The sequence below is a fragment of the Methylobacterium sp. CM6257 genome (assembly GCF_054611515.1).
Map to the genome: position 1 here is coordinate 414,637 of NZ_CM137735.1, position 18,298 is coordinate 432,934.

At 68.1% G+C, this 18,298-nt stretch carries 22 protein-coding genes; 14 read left to right on the forward strand and 8 right to left on the reverse strand.

Annotated elements, in window-relative coordinates:
- Positions 1-180 precede the first annotated feature (180 nt).
- The 3 genes from tetH to ACYCO6_RS02065 are packed head-to-tail and all read right to left on the reverse strand — an operon-like array spanning position 181 to position 2,587.
- Positions 181-951 (reverse strand): thiosulfate dehydrogenase, encoded by a 771-nt coding sequence (gene tetH / locus ACYCO6_RS02055; protein WP_459768842.1) that lies wholly within the window; start codon positions 949-951, stop codon positions 181-183.
- Positions 952-983: 32 nt separating this feature from the next.
- On the reverse strand, positions 984-1,910 hold the full coding sequence (locus ACYCO6_RS02060; protein WP_459768844.1) for a c-type cytochrome: 927 nt from the start codon (positions 1,908-1,910) through the stop codon (positions 984-986).
- Complete coding sequence (locus ACYCO6_RS02065) at positions 1,907-2,587, reverse strand: c-type cytochrome (protein ID WP_459768846.1); 681 nt, start codon at positions 2,585-2,587, stop codon at positions 1,907-1,909. The genes ACYCO6_RS02060 and ACYCO6_RS02065 overlap by 4 nt, the downstream gene beginning before the upstream one ends.
- 560 nt (positions 2,588-3,147) lie before the next feature.
- On the opposite strand from ACYCO6_RS02065, the gene ACYCO6_RS02070 reads away from it, so the two are divergent.
- The 4 genes from ACYCO6_RS02070 to ACYCO6_RS02085 all read left to right on the forward strand — a co-directional run bounded on the left by ACYCO6_RS02070 (position 3,148) and on the right by ACYCO6_RS02085 (position 5,787).
- A complete protein-coding gene (locus tag ACYCO6_RS02070) occupies positions 3,148-3,843 on the forward strand; it encodes a DsbA family protein (protein WP_459768848.1) in 696 nt (231 codons plus the stop codon).
- 62 nt (positions 3,844-3,905) lie between these two features.
- A complete protein-coding gene (locus ACYCO6_RS02075; RefSeq protein WP_459768850.1) occupies positions 3,906-4,424 on the forward strand; it encodes a DsrE family protein in 519 nt (172 codons plus the stop codon).
- Between the two features lie 73 nt (positions 4,425-4,497).
- Positions 4,498-5,250 carry a TlpA family protein disulfide reductase gene (locus tag ACYCO6_RS02080; protein ID WP_459768852.1) on the forward strand — a complete coding sequence of 251 codons (753 nt, stop codon included), beginning with the start codon at positions 4,498-4,500 and terminating at the stop codon, positions 5,248-5,250.
- A 63-nt stretch (positions 5,251-5,313) separates the two neighbouring features.
- Positions 5,314-5,787 (forward strand): thermonuclease family protein, encoded by a 474-nt coding sequence (locus ACYCO6_RS02085; RefSeq protein WP_459768854.1) that lies wholly within the window; start codon positions 5,314-5,316, stop codon positions 5,785-5,787.
- 29 nt (positions 5,788-5,816) lie between these two features.
- Here ACYCO6_RS02085 and ACYCO6_RS02090 read toward each other — a convergent pair whose 3' ends face one another.
- Positions 5,817-6,338 (reverse strand): hypothetical protein, encoded by a 522-nt coding sequence (locus tag ACYCO6_RS02090; protein WP_459768856.1) that lies wholly within the window; start codon positions 6,336-6,338, stop codon positions 5,817-5,819.
- A gap of 342 nt (positions 6,339-6,680) precedes the next feature.
- Positions 6,681-7,931: an NAD(P)/FAD-dependent oxidoreductase gene (locus tag ACYCO6_RS02095; RefSeq protein WP_459768858.1), complete on the reverse strand. Its 1,251-nt coding sequence runs from the start codon at positions 7,929-7,931 to the stop codon at positions 6,681-6,683.
- 327 nt (positions 7,932-8,258) lie between these two features.
- Between ACYCO6_RS02095 and ACYCO6_RS02100 the strand changes: the two genes are divergently transcribed.
- On the forward strand, positions 8,259-8,582 hold the full coding sequence (locus ACYCO6_RS02100) for an ArsR/SmtB family transcription factor (RefSeq protein WP_459768861.1): 324 nt from the start codon (positions 8,259-8,261) through the stop codon (positions 8,580-8,582).
- Positions 8,583-8,596: 14 nt separating this feature from the next.
- On the opposite strand, the gene ACYCO6_RS02105 is transcribed toward ACYCO6_RS02100, so the two are convergent.
- Both ACYCO6_RS02105 and ACYCO6_RS02110 read right to left on the reverse strand, forming a co-directional pair.
- Positions 8,597-9,913 carry an ATP-binding protein gene (locus tag ACYCO6_RS02105; RefSeq protein WP_459768863.1) on the reverse strand — a complete coding sequence of 439 codons (1,317 nt, stop codon included), beginning with the start codon at positions 9,911-9,913 and terminating at the stop codon, positions 8,597-8,599.
- On the reverse strand, positions 9,910-10,572 hold the full coding sequence (locus tag ACYCO6_RS02110) for a response regulator (protein ID WP_459768865.1): 663 nt from the start codon (positions 10,570-10,572) through the stop codon (positions 9,910-9,912). The genes ACYCO6_RS02105 and ACYCO6_RS02110 overlap by 4 nt, the downstream gene beginning before the upstream one ends.
- Before the next feature lie 106 nt (positions 10,573-10,678).
- Between ACYCO6_RS02110 and dsbD the strand changes: the two genes are divergently transcribed.
- The 4 genes from dsbD to ACYCO6_RS02130 are packed head-to-tail and all read left to right on the forward strand — an operon-like array spanning position 10,679 to position 14,420.
- Positions 10,679-12,463: a protein-disulfide reductase DsbD gene (gene dsbD / locus ACYCO6_RS02115; protein ID WP_459768867.1), complete on the forward strand. Its 1,785-nt coding sequence runs from the start codon at positions 10,679-10,681 to the stop codon at positions 12,461-12,463.
- 34 nt (positions 12,464-12,497) lie between these two features.
- Positions 12,498-13,130, forward strand: coding sequence for a DsbA family protein (locus ACYCO6_RS02120; protein WP_459768868.1), 633 nt, complete (start codon positions 12,498-12,500; stop codon positions 13,128-13,130).
- On the forward strand, positions 13,130-13,969 hold the full coding sequence (locus ACYCO6_RS02125) for a L,D-transpeptidase (protein ID WP_459768869.1): 840 nt from the start codon (positions 13,130-13,132) through the stop codon (positions 13,967-13,969). Before ACYCO6_RS02120 ends, ACYCO6_RS02125 begins: the two co-directional genes overlap by 1 nt.
- Complete coding sequence (locus ACYCO6_RS02130; RefSeq protein ID WP_459768870.1) at positions 13,953-14,420, forward strand: DsrE family protein; 468 nt, start codon at positions 13,953-13,955, stop codon at positions 14,418-14,420. Before ACYCO6_RS02125 ends, ACYCO6_RS02130 begins: the two co-directional genes overlap by 17 nt.
- Before the next feature lie 37 nt (positions 14,421-14,457).
- Here ACYCO6_RS02130 and ACYCO6_RS02135 read toward each other — a convergent pair whose 3' ends face one another.
- Positions 14,458-14,916, reverse strand: a complete 459-nt coding sequence (locus ACYCO6_RS02135; protein WP_459768872.1) for a hypothetical protein — start codon at positions 14,914-14,916, stop codon at positions 14,458-14,460.
- 165 nt (positions 14,917-15,081) lie between these two features.
- Between ACYCO6_RS02135 and ACYCO6_RS02140 the strand changes: the two genes are divergently transcribed.
- The 5 genes from ACYCO6_RS02140 to ACYCO6_RS02160 are packed head-to-tail and all read left to right on the forward strand — an operon-like array spanning position 15,082 to position 18,095.
- The gene (locus tag ACYCO6_RS02140) at positions 15,082-15,507 is read left to right on the forward strand and encodes a YeeE/YedE family protein (protein ID WP_459768874.1); all 426 of its coding nucleotides are present in this window, start codon (positions 15,082-15,084) and stop codon (positions 15,505-15,507) included.
- Between the two features lie 3 nt (positions 15,508-15,510).
- A complete protein-coding gene (locus ACYCO6_RS02145; protein WP_459768876.1) occupies positions 15,511-15,960 on the forward strand; it encodes a DUF6691 family protein in 450 nt (149 codons plus the stop codon).
- On the forward strand, positions 15,960-16,766 hold the full coding sequence (locus ACYCO6_RS02150) for a sulfite exporter TauE/SafE family protein (RefSeq protein WP_459768878.1): 807 nt from the start codon (positions 15,960-15,962) through the stop codon (positions 16,764-16,766). The genes ACYCO6_RS02145 and ACYCO6_RS02150 overlap by 1 nt, the downstream gene beginning before the upstream one ends.
- Positions 16,767-16,785: 19 nt before the next feature.
- Positions 16,786-17,697: an MBL fold metallo-hydrolase gene (locus ACYCO6_RS02155; protein WP_459768880.1), complete on the forward strand. Its 912-nt coding sequence runs from the start codon at positions 16,786-16,788 to the stop codon at positions 17,695-17,697.
- A gap of 11 nt (positions 17,698-17,708) precedes the next feature.
- Positions 17,709-18,095, forward strand: a complete 387-nt coding sequence (locus ACYCO6_RS02160; RefSeq protein ID WP_459768882.1) for a rhodanese-like domain-containing protein — start codon at positions 17,709-17,711, stop codon at positions 18,093-18,095.
- Positions 18,096-18,298: the final 203 nt, after the last annotated feature.

Consider the following 18,298-nt stretch of genomic DNA (forward strand, 5'->3'; position numbering starts at 1 on the left):
CGCGGTTGAGCGCATTCAAGCTCCGGTCGTCCCTGGAACAAAGTTCGTGGGCGAAGGCGTTTTCCAAGTATACCGCCTCCGACGAGCGTATCGGCCGCCTGGTCGCCGATGCCTCCGTGGCCCAGGCAAGGGTGAGCACTCCGACGAGCGCCAGCACGGCTGTCCCGGGCATCGCGCGCCTCACTTCGCGTAATGGAAGCCAGCCTGCTGCAATTCGGGCAGCGTGCCGACGGCCCCGGGGGTGAGCACCACGCCCGGGATCAGGTGGTTCGTGAGTTCTGCCGCCAGTGCGTCGTGCGAGAGCTTGTCGGGGTTGAGGTCGCGCTTGATGAGCGCGGCCGCCTGCTCCCAGATCGCGTTGTGGCAGGAAAGGAACACGACGCCCCGGGCCATCAGCGCGGGGATGGAATTGTTTTCCGGCGAGAACACGCCCGTCGGATCCTCGAAACTGGCGGCATCTGCCTGCGCCGCCTTCTTGGCCACGATCAGCGTGTTGATCGCGAAGGCCTCGCCAGCGAGCTTCGTCAGCTGATACTTGTCCCACATCGCCTGGTCGTAGAGGGCAATGTTGGCCGAGCCGTGCGTTGCCGAAGCCGCCAGGAAATCGGGGTGTCGGAACGACCAGACCTGATTGTTCAGGGCGTTGCGCATCAGGTTGAGCCAGGGCCCGCCGATCTCGGTGTTGTCCCAGACCTGCCGCGGGCCGCCCCGGTAGGCAATCACCGCCGACAGGGCCTCGTGATCCCAGAGGTTGGGCCGGTCGAGGATTATCGGAACGGACTTGAAGTCGCGACGCCGGGGCGCCTTCGCTAAGCACTCCGAGAGCGCGCCCAAGGTCTGCGCCCCCTCCGGCGATTCGGCGGCGCCGGCTGTCGTGGCGGAACGGGCTTCGGCAAGCCCCGCCGCGAGACCGGCACCGAGTGCAAAAAGTGTGCGGCGTTCAGGATTCATCTTAGTCCCTCCTGTCTGCCCCCGACGACGGATCAGCGCGCCACCGTCCCGGCGGGCGAGGATTGGGCTCCGAGCGTCACGCCGTCCACAGTCTGACCGTAGAAGTCGTAAGGGCTTTCGTGATGGGCGGCGCGGGTCGCAGCAAGGTCGCCGTTGAAGCGCGGATCCTGTGGGCGCTCGCGACTGTCGATGTAGGCCGCCACGTCCCAGGCTTCGGCATCGGTCAGGCTGTTGCCCTGGCTGAGGGGCATGTTGGCCTTGATGAAGCCCGCTGCGTTGACGACGGAACTCATCCCCGCACCCCAGTTGTAGGACCTGCCGCCCCAGAGCGGCGGGAAGACGATCGTCCCGTCAGAACTCGCTTGGCCCGCGCCGTTCTCCCCGTGGCACAGTGCGCATTTCGCGGCGTAGACCTCCCGGCCGTGGGGGATGTCGAGGCCCTTCGGCTTGGTCAGCTTCGGATAGCCTTGGCCTGGGAGCTTCACCCCCACGGGAGCGCTGTGGGCGAGGAAGGCGGCGTAGCTTTCCAGCGCGACCAGAACGGGATCGCCGAGCGGCGGCGCCTTGCCGTTCATGCTGTAGCGGAAGCAGCCCTGAAGCCGCTCGGCGAAGGTGTTCACGTGCCGGTTCTTGGCTCGATAGGCCGGATACGTCACGTAGGCGGCCCAGAGTGGGGCCGAGTTGCTGAGACGGCCTCGATCAAGGTGGCAGTTCGTGCACCGCAGATCGTTGCCGACGAAGGTTAGAGCTTGGTTGGGCGTATCGTGGAAAATGCGCTCGCCAAGGCGGATGACCTCGCCGAAGGCGTCATCGGGGATTGCCGAAGCCGGCGGCGATATGAATGGGGGGACGGCCGCCTCTCGCTCGGCCCCTGTCGCACCGACCTGCGGCAAGGCCAAGGTAAGCCCGAGGGCCAGGATAGTCGTCAGCGGCGCGGCGCCATGTTTCGTGAGGCTCATTGCTTACCCCCGACCTGTGTAGCCGGCAGGGCTCCGTAATGGGCGGACACGGCCGCTACGTCTTGATCGCTGAGCTTATCGGCAATCCCCTTCATTAGCCCGAGCGGATCGTTATGGCGTGTTCCGGCCTTCCAGGCGGAGAGTTGCGACGAAAGATATGCGGCCGGCTGGCCGGCAAGCGCAGGGAAGGCGGCGCCAACGCCTTGTCCTGCCGGGCCATGGCATTGTCCGCAAGAGGGCAGCCCTCTCGACCAATCTCCCTCCTCCGCCAGACTTCGGCCACGGGAAGATATGGCCCCGTCCGGGGCAGAGGCCTCGGCCGTCCTCGGTGCGGAGAGCCCGGCGTAATAGGCGGCAACTGCTCGTCGCTCGTCGGACGTCAGAAGCTGGGCGATAGGACCCATGGTCTCGTTCTCCCGGCTGCCGTCCCCGAAACTGTCGAGTTCGTGTGTGAGATAACCGACCGTAAGGCCGGCGAGACGGGGAAAGCCATCGTTGACGCTCCCGCCCCCGTCATCCCCGTGACACGCGGCACAGGCCGGTGCGCCAGTCTGGGTGCCGCTTCGCGCGATCTCGCCACCGTCGCTGGCGCAGGCTGGACAGGCAAGAAGAACCATCAGCCCTCCAAGAGCCATGCGGGTGTTCCTGCCTTTCCGCCCCATGGCCCCCTCCCGCATGGTGATTTACTTCCCGGTTGAACCGGCACTCATCCCGCCAGCCTCACCATCTCGCTTAAGCCGAACTTAAGGCAGCGTCCTTACGTCGCCGCCAGCCGATACCCGTGTGCTCCTCGTTGCGGGAGACGATCCAATCCTGGAAATCGGGCTGACCTACGGCGGAACGCCCGCCGACAGCATGGGCGGCTGCGCGGAAGCGCCCGCCGCTTCGGCAAATTGCGGCCGTCAACCACCTTCGCCGACGGCCAGTGACACTCGGCCAGTTGCTCGGCAGAGCGTGGCCCGTCGCTTCCCGGTGCGACCAGCCCGTCGAGGATATTGCTTGAAGAACCCCAGGACCGAATTGCCCACACGCGCCTAGCGATGGTCGAATCCTGACGCGCACGGCGCACGAGGGCGATGGTTGGGTCATCCCCGTCCCTCTCCTGACTTAAGCGTCACTTAAGCTTGCAGGCCGAGCCCCGTTCGACGTTTCGGCGCTTCGGCAACCAGCCCTCCCGGTGACCCGGCTGAGCGGTGGCTGTCGCGACCCGATGACAGGCGTTCCAGGGGTGAATTCCATGCTGCCTCCGAACCGGCGACAGACTTTGCGGCTGGCCCTCGGTGCCGTGGCGGGGTCCCTCATCGTCGATGCCTCTGCCTCGGCAGACGACTTCTGGTACGACCTGCATGGCGACGATGGCAGTCCGGTCCGGAACACCAGATTGCCGGGCGAGCTAACCGGTGAGCTCGCCAGCCTTCCGAGTATCATCTGGGCCGGCTCGCACGACGACGCGCTGACGCTCTATGAATTCTATGACGACAACTGTCCTTATTGCCGCGGCGCCGTCAAAGACATCGAGCGAATTCTAAGTCGGACGCCCGACCTTCGTCTGGGATTGATCAACAACGCTGTCCTCTCGCCCCGCTCAGTCGAGTCGGCGAAGGTCGAGCTGGCGATGCTCAGCCTGAAGGGATCGAGCCTGGCATACACGCTCCAGCAACGGCTGATGGCGATGTCGGGACCTGCCGACGGCGAACGCGCGCTGCGGATCGGCGTCGAGCTCGGCGTGGATCGCGAGCTGCTTCGTCAGCGGGCGGAGAGCGCCGAGGTCAAGGCGATGCTCAACAGGCAGATGCAGTCCGCCGCCAATCTGGGCTTGTCGGCGACCCCGGCCTTCGTGCTCGGGAACAGTGGGATCACCGGCTATCCGGGACCGGAATCGTTTTCCAAGATCATCGCCGCGGGGCGCGTCTGCGGTGAGCCCATTTGCTGAACTATTCCTCGCCTACAACGCCCCGACTTGCGACACCCGCACACCCGCCGAAGGACCTGATCATGAAACGCAACTTAGCAGTCTGCGCAATGGCCTGCATTCATCTTGCCATCACAGTCCCGCTTTCTACCCCAGCCCTTGCACAGGATCTCAACACCAGCGGGCTTCATATCGACGTTCCCGTGAAGGTCAGGGACAGCCGCGTGGCCTTCAACATGGACCATCTGGCGTTCAACGGCGATCAGTCGATTGGACTAACATACATGCAGCTGATGCTGAAAAACTATCGAGCATCCGGGGCGAAACTGGAGATCATAGCCGTCTTCCACGGGGCAATCGGGTATCTCTTGCTGGATGATGCGGCCTACAACAAGGCTCGGAAGACCAACCGGGGCAACCCTTACAAGGAAGAGATCCTGAATCTGCAGAAGCAGGGCGTTCAATTCGAGGAATGCGGCCAGACGGCCCGGAACAATGGGTGGGTAAATGCCGACCTTATCCCCGGCGTGCTGGTCAATTCTGGCGCCAACCTGCGGCTGGTGCAGCTGCAGCAAGACGGCTTCGCCGAAATCCATCCTTGATCAGTGAGCTTCACGCAACGTGAACGCGATCTCACTCGGCCCTTTGGTCCTTGACCCTGAACGTCTCGCGGTCGTGGCCGGCATCGGCGCGTACCTGGCTGCCACGTCAGTCTTCGCACCGCGGTTCGGCCGGGGATTGTATGCGTGGGCGACGTGGACCGTGATCGCGACCCTGGTGACCGCGCGGCTCGGCTATGTTTGGGAGAACTGGCCGTCCTTCGCGCCCGCGCCCTGGCGTGCGCTGGCGGTCTGGCAAGGCGGCTTTCAGCCCGGCGCCGGGCTTCTCGGGCTCGCGCCAGTCAGCGCCATCTACCTGCGTTCGTTGCGTTCTGTGGCGGCCGGCACAGCGGCCGCCGGTGGCGGACTGCTCGTCTGGCGGGTGGTCAGCCTTCTCACCGCGGCGACGCTCGGCCAAGCCGCGCCCGACACGCTGTTCGAGCAGCTCGAAGGGGAGCCGCTCGCCATCAGCGACCTGCACGGCCGTCCTGCGGTCGTCAACATCTGGGCGACGTGGTGCCCCCCGTGCCGGAGCGAGATGCCGTCGCTCGCTCAGGCCGCCGCCGCCGAGTCGGCGGTCGCCTTCGCCTTCGTCAACCAGGGCGAAAGCGCCGACCGGGTTCGCGCATACCTCTCCGCGAGCAAGCTCTCGCTCGTGCATGTGCCTCTGGACAGGGGCATGGAGGTTCCTCGCCATTACGGCACCCGCGGCATCCCGCTGACCCTGTTCCTGCGTGCCGACGGGTCCCTCGCGGATATGCATACGGGGGCGATCTCCGAGGACGTGCTCGCGGCGGGAATCGCGCGGCTGCTGAAAAGGCCCCGATAGCGTGGCCGTACCAAAGCGCGCATTCGAGATAAGCCGGATGTGGGGACGAGACGCCATGCTGCGTTGGGTTGGCGCGATCCTCCTGACCGCCGCCCCGCCTGTGCCGGCGACACCCTGACCGGAGCCGCGAAGGTTCTGGATGGGGACACGCTTGAGCTGCAGGGCCGCCTCATCGATCTGTATGGCATCGATGCCCCCGAGGCCGAACAGGTCTGCGCGCGGGCCGATGGTAGCCAATACCGGTGCGGGCAGACAGCGGCCGGCGCGCTTCGGCAGCGGATCGGAGCGACACCGGTGTCCTGCACCCCGAAGGGCGGTACTACGCAGGACCGACTGACGGCCGTCTGCCACGTTGGGGAGACCGACCTCTCGGCGTGGATGGTGGCGCAGGGGCATGCGCTCGCGCTCCGCGACGTCACCGGCGTTTATTCGGCGACAGAAGACGTCGCGTGGGGCCTGCGGGTCGGCCTGTGGGCCGGCGTCTTCGACGAGCCAGCCAGTTGGCGGCGGGCCCACCGTCGAGCGGAGCCGATGTAAGGTGGCGAGCGATAAGGTGGTTGCGCGCCTCAACCCTGGTCGCCCGCCGAACGGGTCCTGCGCCTGGCGAGATCGGGGCTCGCGGGCTCCGGCAGGTCGAGAAGGCGCCGCAGGGTAAGGGGCCTGACCCTCAGCAAGCGCGCGGCCGCGGGTAGGTTGTTCTCGACGCCCCGCAAGGTCGCGTGCGCGTGCAGGCGGGCCGCTTCCGCTAGGCTCGTCACGCTAGGCAGCGGCGCCGAGTCATACCCTGTCCGTACCAGGGCATCGATCTCGTCGGCCGAAACCGGTTGAGTCAGAAATTCGTCGGCACCTGCCTTGATGCAGGCGACGGCGCCGGACAACGAGGCGATATGCGAGAGGAGGATGATCCGAATGTCCGGACTGAGTGCGCGAAGAGCGCGAACTGCGCAGGCAGCCCCTCCCGCGAGACTGCCATAGTCCAGGACCGCCGCGGAGGGGACCGGGGCCGACAAGTTGTCGAAGGCCTCGGGAAGCCTCTCGGAGATCGTGACAGAGTGCCCGCGCGATCGGAGAGCCTCGGAGAGGATCATTGCCCCTTGTCTGTCGGCATTGACGAGAAGCAGGGCTCCGGGGAGTACCGCGTTACATCTTGTTCCGGCATGACCCATCGGCGCCATTTTCGTTCTCTGTCGGTCGGAGAGCGTGATGTCCCTGCGCGTGAGCCTCCGGTCGGGAGCATCGACGGGTATGCGAGGCACCGGACGCCGTTCCCTCGCGTCGCCGCTCAGGCCGCGCACGGCGACACATTCCCTCTATGCCCTTCATCGGGACTCTCTCCGCCGCGAGCGAGGGAAACGCGAGGCCCCCAGTAACGTGGGCCCTGCAGCCCGGGGCACCGCTCTGGATTGCCGGGCCTGCAAAGGAGAGCGGCTTCAGGCAGCTTCTTCGGCCTCGCGGGGCTTCGCCATCCACTCGCGGCCCTTCAGCATGGCCTTCCAGTAGATCGGCGGTAGCATCCGCTCCTTCAGGAGCCACGCCAAATGGCTCGGCTTCGTCCCGTCGATCAGCCACGCGGGGAAGCTCGGCATTAGCTTGCCACCGTAGCCGAACTCGGCGAGCACTACCCGCCCGCGCTCAACAGTGAGAGGGCAGGATCCATAGCCGTCATAGATGGCGGCAGGAGCGCGACCGTCGATGGCGGCGAGCAGGTTCTCTGCCACGACCGGCGCCTGCTTGCGCACCGCGGCCGCCGTCTTCGCGTTCGGAGCCGAGCAGGCGTCGCCCAAGCCGAAGATATTGCCAAACCGACGGTGACGGAGAGTGCCGGGATCGACCTCGACCCAGCCGGCCGAATCCGCCAGTTCGCTCTCCCGAATGACGGCCGGCGCCCGCTGAGGCGGACAGACGTGCAGCATCTCGAAATCGCGCTCGACGGTACGGAGAGTGCCGTCGGCAACCTTTGTGGAGAACCGGGCCCGCTTGGTTTGACCATCCACCGCCGTCAGGGTCGATGTCAGCTTCAGATCGATCCCGTAGCGCTCGATGTAGCGCATGAGGGACGGCACGAAGTGTTCAACCCCGAACAGGTTGGCGCCGGCAGAATGGAACTCCACATCGATGTCCCCGAGGCGGCCAGCTCGGCGCCAGCGGTCGCAGGACAGATACATGGCCTTCTGGGGAGCGCCAGCGCACTTGATCGGCATCGGCGGCTGCGTGAACAAGGCCCGGCCTCCACGAAGGTCTCGCACTAGCCGGTCGGTATAGGGAGCCAAATCAAACGCATAGTTCGACGTGACACCGTTCTGGCCCAAGGTGTCCCGCAGGCCCTCAATCCCATCCCAGTTGAGTTCGATGCCTGGCGCGACCACGAGGGCGTCATAGCCAATGCGCGTGCCGCCCTTCAGGCTGAGCCGGTTCAGCGCCGGCTCAAACCCGGTAACCGCCGCTTGATGCCACTTCGCGCCGGGAGGAAGGGCCGAGGCCATCGGCCGGGCAGTCTTGGCTTGGTCGAAGATGCCGCCGCCAACAAAGGTCCAGCCAGGCTGATAGTAGTGGGTGTCACGCGGCTCGATCACGGTGACGTTGAGATTGGGCCGGCGCCGGAGCAGGCTCGCGGCAGTCGCAAGGCCGCCAGCACCACCGCCAACGATGACGACAGTGGCATTGGTGACGGGCAGGGTCATAGGAAGTGATCCATTTGGATGAACGAAGCACCGCTCACGCTTGGGTGCGCTTCGGCTCGACGCAGATGGGCGAGTGACTGACGCTATTCCTCTTCACGCAGCTAGAGGCGGCCCGGCTTGCCCGAGCGGTCACCTGGTTTGAGGACAGCAGGCTCTTAGGGCGGCGAGAGTTTCCTTCGCGAGGTTCAGGTGGTTGGCTCGCCGTGAAGGGCACTCGTCGAGGGGCGTTTGTTCTCCTTTCGAGCTACCAGGGGCAATAGAGCGTCGCTGGCCTTATATGTTAGATTATTCTAAATAAGTCAATTCTAATTTATGGGAAATGCCCGCGTGGATGCCGTGACGCCCTCCGACCTGCTGCGCCTCCAAGACAAGACGGCCGATGCGGCGCGGCTGCTGCGCCTGCTCGCCAACGAGAAGCGCCTCCTCATCCTGTGCCTGCTGATCGCGCGCGGCGAGATGGACGTGACCAGTCTCGCCGAGGCCGTTGAACTCAGCCAGTCGGCCCTGTCGCAGCATCTCGCCAAGCTTCGTGAGGACGGGCTCGTGGCGTTCCGGCGAGAGAGCCAGACGCTCTACTACCGATTGGAGGACCCGCGGGCGGCGCGCGTGCTCGCGACCTTAAAGGATATCTTCTGTCCGAACCTCGGCTGAGCGCACGAGCCCGATCAGCCTCGGAGGATCTCCGCTTCAAGCCCCGGCCGGTCAGACCGGTTGCGGAGCTGCAGGCTCAATCCACTCCGGCGCGACGCCAGTTCCGCGATGGCCAGCCCGAGACCGCTCCCCGTCGCACTCTTATGGCGTCCCCGGAAGAAACGCTTCGTCACGTGCGGCAATTCCTCGTCTGGAATGCCTGGACCCTCATCGCGCACGAAGACGCCCCCGCCCTCCGGTCGCCGTCCCCACTCGATCGTCCCGGTCTCCATGTGCTGCACGGCATTCTCGTGCAGGTTCCTGACAGCGAGGCGCAGGCTGTCCGGGTCCCCGCGGATCGTGAAGCCCCGCAGCCCGGGATCGATGGTGGTTCGGATGCCAGGCGGCGTCCGCATGCCCCTCACAGTTTCGGTGACGAGCGCGCCCAGGTCGACTTCCGTCAACGGCCGGGCTTCCGTGGCGGCGTCGAGCCGGGCGGCGTCGAGGAGCTGGCGCACGAGGTGCGTGCTCCGGTCCACCGCTGCCATGATCTGGCGGAGTGCGGCCTTCGTGACGTCCGGGTCCGTGGCGGCCAGAGCCACCTGAGCCTGGGTCTTCAGGCCAGTCAGCGGCGTGCGCAGTTCGTGCGCGGCGAAGGCTGTCACGTCCCGCTCGTGACGGCGGGCCGCTTCGACTTTGAGGAACAACCCGTTGAGGGCGGCCGCCAGGGGGCGCACCTCGGCCGGCGCCCGTGCGGCGTCGATGGGGCTCATGTCGTCGGCGTCCCGTGCCGCCAGGTTTCGGGCCATCAGCCGCAAGGGGCGGAGGCCACGCCCCAGGCTCACCCAGATCAGCATGCCGAGCAGCGGGACGATGAGGAGGGCCGGCGCGAGCAGGCCCATGATGAGGTCCGTGACGAGGCGCTCACGCAAGCCGAGGCGGTCGCCGACCATGACGCGGACCTTCTTCTCGGGTTCCTCGACGGTGAAGACCCGCCAGGTCTCGCCATCCACCTCGCGCTCCGAGAAGCCGGCCGGCGCATCGCTCAGGCGCTGCTCGGGGGCGCCGCTCGAGCGCGCGACCATGCGCCCGTCGATGGACCAGATTTGGCAGGAGAGCTGCCGCTCGTAGGACATCGGGGCCTGGATCGTGTGCGGTGTCCCGTCCGGATCCGTTCCGCCGACCGCACCCACAAGGGAGCTGACCATGCGCGCGGCTTCCTGGAGGCGGTTGTCGAGGACCCGTTCCACCTCGCGCCTGGAGCCCAGGTAGATCCACGCCATGGCGCTCAGCCAGATCAGGCCGGTCGCGAGCAGGAGGATGGCGAAGAGCCTGATGCGCAGCGACCTCATGCGAGCGCCCTCATGCGATAGCCAAGGCCCCGAACCGTCTCGATGGCGTGCTTGCCGATCTTGGCGCGCAGGTTGTGGATATGGACCTCGATTGCGTTGCTCTCGACCTCCTCCTGCCAGCCGTAGAGCCGATCCTCCAGCTCGGACTTCGAGCGCAGCACGCTCGGCCGTTCCATGAGGGCCGCCAGCACCATGTACTCGCGCCGGGACACGGTGACCGGTGCCCCGTCGACCGTGACGGTCGAGGTGCCAGGGTCGAGTCTGATGCCGCCGTGCTCCAGGCTGGCCGCGGCCCGTCCCGAGGCCCGCCGGACGACGGCGCGGATTCGGGCGGAGAGCTCGTCGAGATCGAAGGGCTTGCTGAGGTAGTCGTCGGCTCCGCCATCGAGCCCCGCGATCCGATCCGCCACGGCGTCGCGGGCCGTCAGCAGGACGACGGGTGTTCGATCACCCCGGCCGCGCAGGCTGCGCAAGACATCCAAGCCGGAACCGTCCGGCAGCATTAGGTCCAGGACAACGGCACCGAACCGGCTCGCCGCGAGCGCGGCGTCCGCATCGGCACAATTGGCGACGCAGTCGACCGTCGCGCCGCTCATGGCGAGGCCGGCCCGGAGGCCGTCCGAGATGATGTGGTCGTCCTCGACGACGAGAATGCGCATGCATGTCTCCCTGGCTGTCCGGCACCCTCCGAGCTTGGCTTAAGCCTGGCTTAAGCTGCGCTTCCGACCCGCGGCGGACCGATCCGATTCCGGACCCCGCCCGTTCATGCCGAACCTTCTCATCCACATCGTCCTTGCCATCCTCGTCTGGGCGGGCGCGGCGCTCTGGTCGCCGGGGCAGTGTCAGGAAGGGTCCGCCCGGCGGACGCCGTTCACCCTCACCGCCACCCGCGAAGCCGACCTCTCGCTCCGCCTGCATTGGACCATTCCTCCCGGCACCTACCTCTACCGGGACAAGATCGGGGCAGAAGCCAGGGCCGGCCTTGAGCTGCCCCTCAGAACCGCGCCAGGCGAGACCAAAGACGATCCGAATTTCGGGCCAACGGAAGTCTATCACGGCTCGGCCGAGGCCATCGTGCCCGGCGCGGCGCTCGCCAGCCTGCGGGAGGTTCGGGTCACCTTCCAGGGCTGCGCCGAGCGGGGCATCTGCTACCCGCCGGTCACAAAGCGAGTTGACCTCGCCGCCCTGGCAAACGCCGATGCACGCTCAGGCGGCGAAGCCGTCCGTGCCGCCGAGCGTCCCGGCGGGATGGCCACGACGGCCTCGCGCCCGGGCGTCTTTCCCGCCGGACCTGCCATCTTCCTCTTCGGCAACCTGACCGGCGTCCTAATGGGGATGTTCGGGCTCGGCCTCCTCCTGGCGTTCACCCCCTGCGTGCTGCCGATGGTGCCGATCCTGTCGGGCATGCTGGTCCGCTCCGGCCAAGCGCTCACGCCAGGGCGGGGGCTCGTGTTGTCCGGGAGCTACGTCCTCGCGATGGCGGTAGCCTATGCCAGCCTCGGCGTCGCGGCGGCATGGCTGGGTCGCAACCTGCAGGTCGCCCTCCAGACACCCCCGGCCCTCGGCCTCATGGCCGCCGCTTTCGCCGCACTTGCCCTATCGATGTTCGGTCTGTTCGACCTCCAGGCACCGCGCTGGTGGCGGGACCGGTTCGGCGCCGCCCCGGCGGCGGAGGGAGGATCGGTCGTGGGCGCCGCGCTGCTCGGCTTCAGCTCGGCCCTCGTCGTCGGGCCTTGCGTGACGCCGCCTCTTGCCGCCGCGCTCCTGTACGTCGCCCAGACCGGCGACGTCCTGCGCGGCGCGCTGGCCCTGTTCGCGCTCGGCCTTGGGATGGGCGCACCGCTCGTGCTGGTCGGCACGTTCGGCGCCGGCATACTGCCGCGGTCCGGCCCGTGGCTGGTGCGGGCGAAACAGGCGTTCGGCTTCGTCTTCCTGGCGCTCGCGGTCTCGCTGATCACCCGCCTGCTGCCGGACGGGCTGTCACTCCTGATCTGGGCCGCGCTCGCCATCGGCTTCGGGCTGTCGGTCGCGGCGATGGCTACGAACGGCCAGCCGTCGCGTGCAGGTCGGGCGGCGGGCATGGTGGCCGTTGCCTATGGCGGCGTCCTCCTGATCGGAGCCGCCACTGGCGCGAGCGACCCTCTCCGGCCACTCGCCGGCCTCGTCACCTCGCAAGCGGATCGCGGTGCCGAGGCCCACACGGTCTCCTCGGTCACTGCCTTCGAGGCCGCCCTCCAGGCCGCACGTGCCGAGGGGAAGCCGGTGCTCATCGAGTTTGCCGCCGACTGGTGCACCGTCTGCAGGACGAACGAGCGGACGGTCCTGGCCGACGCCGGCATCCGTGAGAGGCTCAAGGCCGTCTCGGTCATCCGGGCCGACGTCACCCGCGACGACGCCGACGCGCGTGCCCTGATGCGGCGCTTCGAAGTCGTCGGACCGCCGACCCTCATCCTGATGCGCACCGACGGGGGCGAGATACGGGAGGGTCGCACCGAGGGCGAGCTCACGGTCGAGGCCCTGACCCGCCGCCTCGCCCTGGTCGGCGCCTGAGCCAGCCCCCTTCGACAACCCCACGGAGACCGTCATGGACCGCAGGACCCTGCTCGCCCTTCTGCCTGCCGCCGCGCTCGCGCCGGCCCTGCTGGCACCGCCGGGAGCTGGCCAAGCCTTCGCCGAAGGCATCGACGCGAATGCCATCCTCAACGACCCCGAGGCGCCGGTCTCCGGCAACGCGAAGGGCGACCTGACCATCGTCGCCTTCCTCGATTACAACTGCCCCTTCTGCAAGAAGTCCGAGCCCGACCTCCTCCGGCTGGTGAAATCGGACGGGCGCATCCGCCTCGTCCACAAGGACTGGCCGATCCTCGGAGACGCCTCCGTCTACGGTGCCCAGCTCGCCCTCGCGGCGAAGTACCAGGGCCGCTACGACGCGGTGCACCGGGCGCTCATGGCCATTCCGGGCCGCAGGATCTCGAAGGAGCGGATGCTGGAGGCCGTGTCCGCCGCGGGCGCGGACATGGCCCGCTTGGAGGAAGATGGGAAGGCCCATCAGGGTGAGATCGCCGCTCTGCTCCAGCGCAACCTGGACCAGGCCGATGCTCTCGGCCTGCAGGGCACGCCCGTCTTCCTGATTGGCCCGCTGAAGGTGGCCGCGGCGCTCGACTACGACGGCTTCAAGCAGGCGGCGGCCCAGGCGCGCGCCAGGGGGCGCTCGTGATGCGGCGGGTCCTGCGCCTCTCGGCGTTGATCGCGCTCGCCTCGGCGCTCGGCGCCTGCACGGCCTCAATGGGGGCACCGGCTCCGGTCGCGGAAGCCCGGCCACGCATCGCACCGGATGCCCTGCGCCGGTACGCGGCGATCACAGACGAGCCGTTTCTGGTGGAGGCGGTCGATCCGCGCGACCTCAAGGCCCGCAACGTCCGCCAGGTGGTCGACTACCCGACGAATGAGTCGCCCGGCACACTCGTGGTCGACCCCTACAAGCGCTTCCTCTACCTCGTCATGGAGGGTGGCAAGGCGATGCGCTACGGGGTTGGCGTCGGCAAGGCGGGCTTCGAGTTCACCGGTGAGGCGACGGTCGCCCGCAAGGCCGCGTGGCCGCGCTGGACGCCGACGCCCGACATGATCCGGCGAGACCCGGAACGGAATGGGCGCTGGGCGGGCGGCATGCCGGGCGGGGAGAGGAACCCCCTCGGTGCGCGGGCGCTCTACCTGTTCAAGGACGGCAAGGACACGCTCTACCGCATACACGGCACCACGGAGCCGTGGAGCATCGGCGAGGCGGTCTCCTCAGGGTGCATCCGCATGATGAACCAGGATGTGATCGACCTGCACCGGCGGGTGCCGACCGGCACGAAGGTCGTGGTGCTCGGATCACGAGGTACGGCCCACGCCGCACGGCAGGTCAGGCCGGAGACGACGGGCAGCCTCCGGAGCGGCGCGTCCGCCGGACCGGAGCTGGAGGATGGGCTCGACCATGCGCGGCTCGACAGCCTGTCTGCCCAGGCCCCGGAGCCCCTGACCGACGACGGAGAGCCCGGTGACGATCGTCTTTAGAAGCCTGCTGCTCGCGGTCCTACTCGCAACCCTTGGCGCGGGAGTCGCCCGGTCCGGCTCGGCAGCGCCGGCCGGCTACTACGCGGACCAGAAGGTGGTCTACCGCAACGGTGGGAGAGGCCCCGACGATACCGCCTACTTCAAGCGCCTGCTCGGCAATCTGCGCAACCATGTCGAGGCCGTAGGCAAGGAGCACGTCGACATACGCGTGGTGAGCCTCGGCGACGGGGTCGCGCTCCTCCAGTCTGCCGTGGACAACACGGATCTTGCCGGACGCATCGATGCCCTCCGGGCCGCGGGCGTCAGGTTCCTGGTCTGCGCCAACACGTTGCGGGAACGGAAGATCGACCGCGGCGCTCTCTACGGCGTGAGCGCGGACGATATCGTGCCGAGCGGCGTCGCCGAGTTGGCGCGCCTGCAGGGCATGGGGTTCGCCTACATCCACCCTTAGCCCGGCGAGATGGCGAGGCCGTTCTGGCGTCCTAGCATCAGAGCCTGGCCGCCATGAGCGCGTGGCTCGCCCGGGTGTCGTGGTCGCCCGAGCCCGGTCCGATGGGGCCGAAATCGCCCCGGAGCGCCTTCAGAGCGTTGCGCTCCACCTCAATCTCGCGGGCCGTGCGGAAGCCGAGCCGCCGAAGCACCGACAAGGGCGGGCACCAGCCCTGAACGGCATGCTGGAGCAGGAACGCTGTCACTGCCAGCGGCAGGGCGAGCCAGCGCCGGTCGGCGGTCATGCCCAGCACGGTTCCGGTGAGCGCCAGCGTCGCGGCATTGGCCTCCAGTGTCCGCTCGATGTCCCACTCCGCGTCGAGCTCGCGTATCCGGCGACCGATGGCCTGCGGGTGCTCGGCATGCCAGCGGACACTGGCATCAAGGTCGGCGGCGATGCGCCGGTTGTCGTGCGCGCCCGTGTGGAGCGGGACCCGCTCCGCCGTTCCGGGGATCATCGGCCATCTCCCTCTTGACGTTGGATTAGATCTTACTAATTAAGTATCACCTAATGTTTCTGCGGCCGAGCGCGGGGGCACTTGGTCAACGACAACCCCGGAGATGGCCTGAGGATCATGCGGTGCCCACGGGTTTGCCGCTGCCGCGGCTCGGGAGAGATCACCATGGACGGTTTCACGCCACTCAGCGCTACCCTCGGCGGCCTCATGATCGGCGCCTCCGCGGCCCTGTTCCTGCTCCTCAACGGACGCATCGCCGGCATCAGCGGCATCTTCGGCGGGCTGCTCGCCTGGCCGTCACGAGAGACCGGCTGGCGGATCGCCTTTCTGGCCGGCTTGGTCCTGGCGCCGCTGGTCTATGCCGGCCTGGGTGGCAGCCTGCCGCCGGTGACGGTCGCCACCTCGTTCCCGCTCCTGGTGTTCGCGGGCCTGCTCGTCGGGTTCGGAGCGCGCCTCGGGGCCGGCTGCACCAGCGGCCATGGCGTCTGCGGCATCGGTCGCGGCTCGCCCCGCTCCATCGTCGCGACGGGCACCTTCATGGCCGTCGCGATCGCCACCGTCTTCGTCGCGCGTCACCTGCTCGGAGCCTGAGTCATGGCCAAGATCGCCTCCGCCTTTGCCGTCGGCCTGCTGTTCGGGCTCGGCCTGCTCGTTTCCGGCATGGCTAACCCGGCCAAGGTCCTCGCCTTCCTCGACGTGACCGGACGTTGGGACCCGAGCCTCGCCCTCGTCATGGCGGGCGCCGTCGCGGTCTCGGCCGCTGGCTACTTGATCGCGAGGCGCAGGCGCCGGCCGCTGCTTGCGCCGCGGTTGGAGCTCCCGACCCGGCGCGAGCTCGACCCGCGCCTGATCGCGGGAGCGGCGATCTTCGGCCTCGGCTGGGGTCTTGCCGGCCTCTGCCCCGGGCCGGCGCTGACCATCCTCACGGTCGTTCCAGCCCAGGCCGCCACTTTCGTGGCCGCCATGGTCGTCGGCATGCTGCTGTTTCGCCTCGTGTCCTCGGCGGCCACGAAGCCCTCGGCGGCGCAGGGAGCGGACGCGTGATGCCCAACTTGCTGACGTCCGGCCTCGCGACCGGCTCGGGCGGGGTCGTCGGCGTGATCCTCGGCCTCGTTGGCGGAGGGGGCTCGATCCTGGCAGTTCCGCTCCTGACCTACGTGGTCGGGGTGAGCTCGCCGCACGTGGCCATCGGCACGAGCGCCCTGGCGGTTTCGGCCAGTGCGGCGGGCAACCTCGTCCCGCATTGGCGCGCCGGGATGGTGAAGTGGCGGTGCGCGGCGGTCTTCTCGGCTGCCGGAGTCCTCGGCGCGCTCGCCGGCGCCGCCGCGGCCAAAGCGATCGACGGACAGAGCCTGTTGGCCCTGTTCGGGGTCGTGATGCTCGTCGTCGGGGGCCTGATGCTGCGCAAGCGGCGCGGCGCGGGCGATCCGGACGTGCGCCTGACCAAACAGAGCGCCCCGGTGCTCCTGCCCTGGCTGCTCGGTATCGGGTTCGCCGTGGGCCTGTTCTCCGGCTTCTTCGGGATCGGCGGGGGCTTTCTGATCGTGCCGGGCCTGATGCTAGCGACCGGTATGCCGCTGCCGATGGCCATCGGCACCTCGCTGGTGGCGGTCAGCGCCTTCGGCGCCGCCACCGCGGCCAGCTACGCTGCCTCCGGTCTGATCGACTGGCCGCTGGCCGGCCTGTTCATCCTCGGCGGCGTGCTCGGCGGCCTCGCGGGCGCCCGCCTCGGCAAACGCCTCGCCGAGCACAAGCGTGCCCTGACCATCACCTTCGCCGGCCTCGTCATTTCGGTCGGCCTCTATGTCGTCGCCCGCGGAGCCCTACCGCTCCTCGGCGCGACGACCTGAACCCGGAAGGAGGAGATCCATGTCGGACCAGACCACCGCGCCCTTGCGCGGACGGCCCATCGTGACGGGCTTCTACGACGAGCCGACCGGCAGCATCCAGTACGTCGTCGCGGATCCCGAGACGAAGCGCTGCGCCATCATCGACCCGGTGCTCGACTTCGACCCGAGGTCCGGCGCGACCGCCACCCGGTCCGCCGACGCCCTGCTCGCCCATATCGAACGTGAGGGCTACGCGTTGGACTGGATCCTCGACACGCACCCGCACGCCGACCATTTCTCGGCGGCGGGCTACCTGCACGACAGGACCGGCGTCCCGACCGCCATCGGCGAGAAGGTCGTCGCGGTGCAGCGGCTCTGGAAGGGGCTCTACAACCTGCCCGACACGTTCCGGACGGACGGCTCGCAGTGGTCGCGCCTGTTGGCCGACGGCGAGCGCTTCCGGATCGGCACCCTGGACGTCGAGGTGATGTTCACGCCGGGTCACACCCTGGCCTCCGTCGCCTACCGGGTGGGGGACGCCGCCTTCATCCACGACACCTTGTTCATGCCAGATAGCGGCACGGCGCGGGCGGACTTCCCGGGCGGCAGCGCGCACGTGCTCTGGCGCAGCATCGAGCGCATCATGGCGTTGCCAGACGAGACGCGGCTGTTCACCGGGCACGACTACCGCCCGGGTGGGCGCGAGGCCGCTTGGGAGAGCACGGTCGCCCGGCAACGGGCCGAAAACAAGCACCTGACGGAGACTGGGAGCGAGGAGGCGTTCGTGCGGATGCGCGAGGCGCGCGACCGTGAGCTGCCGATGCCGAAGCTCATCCTGCCTTCGCTGCAGGTGAACATCAGGGGCGGCCGCCTGCCCGAGCCCGAGGCGAACGGAAGACGCTACCTGAAGATCCCGCTGAACGCGCTCGACGGCGCGGCTTGGGGCGAGTGACGGAGGTGATCATGACGACGAAGAGCGCGAAGGACCTGGTGGCTGAGGCGAGCCGCGCGGTGGAGACCCTGTCGGCCGAGGAGGCGCTGGCGCGTCTCGGGCAGCCCGACACGGTGCTCGTTGACGTGCGCGAGGGGGAGGAACTGGCCAAGACCGGCAAGATCGCCGGCGCGGTGCACGTGCCGCGGGGCTTTCTGGAGTTCCAGGCTGACCCGGCGAGCCCGACCCACAAGGCCGAGCTCGCGGGCGACAAGAGGTTGGTCCTCTACTGCGCCTCGGGCAACCGCTCGGCCCTGGCCGCCAAGGCGCTCAGGGATATGGGGCTCACGTCCGTCGCTCACGTAGCCGGCGGCTTCTCCGCGCTAGAGAAAGCGGGTGGGTCAGTAGAGCGGATGTGACCGCAGGCGAACTGTATCCGGCGCTTGGCCCCTACAGCGGTTATCCTCGGCGTTTGAGTCCCCGCCTGGCGACAAGCGTCGGAAACGAAGGTCCGCTTCTGCGGTCTGAACGCCGGAAGCGGACGAGCCGCTTTCGGCCAGACTACGTCACGCCGGATCGCCATCGCGCGCAGGAACGGACGTTCGGCTTGGCGCCCATCCCG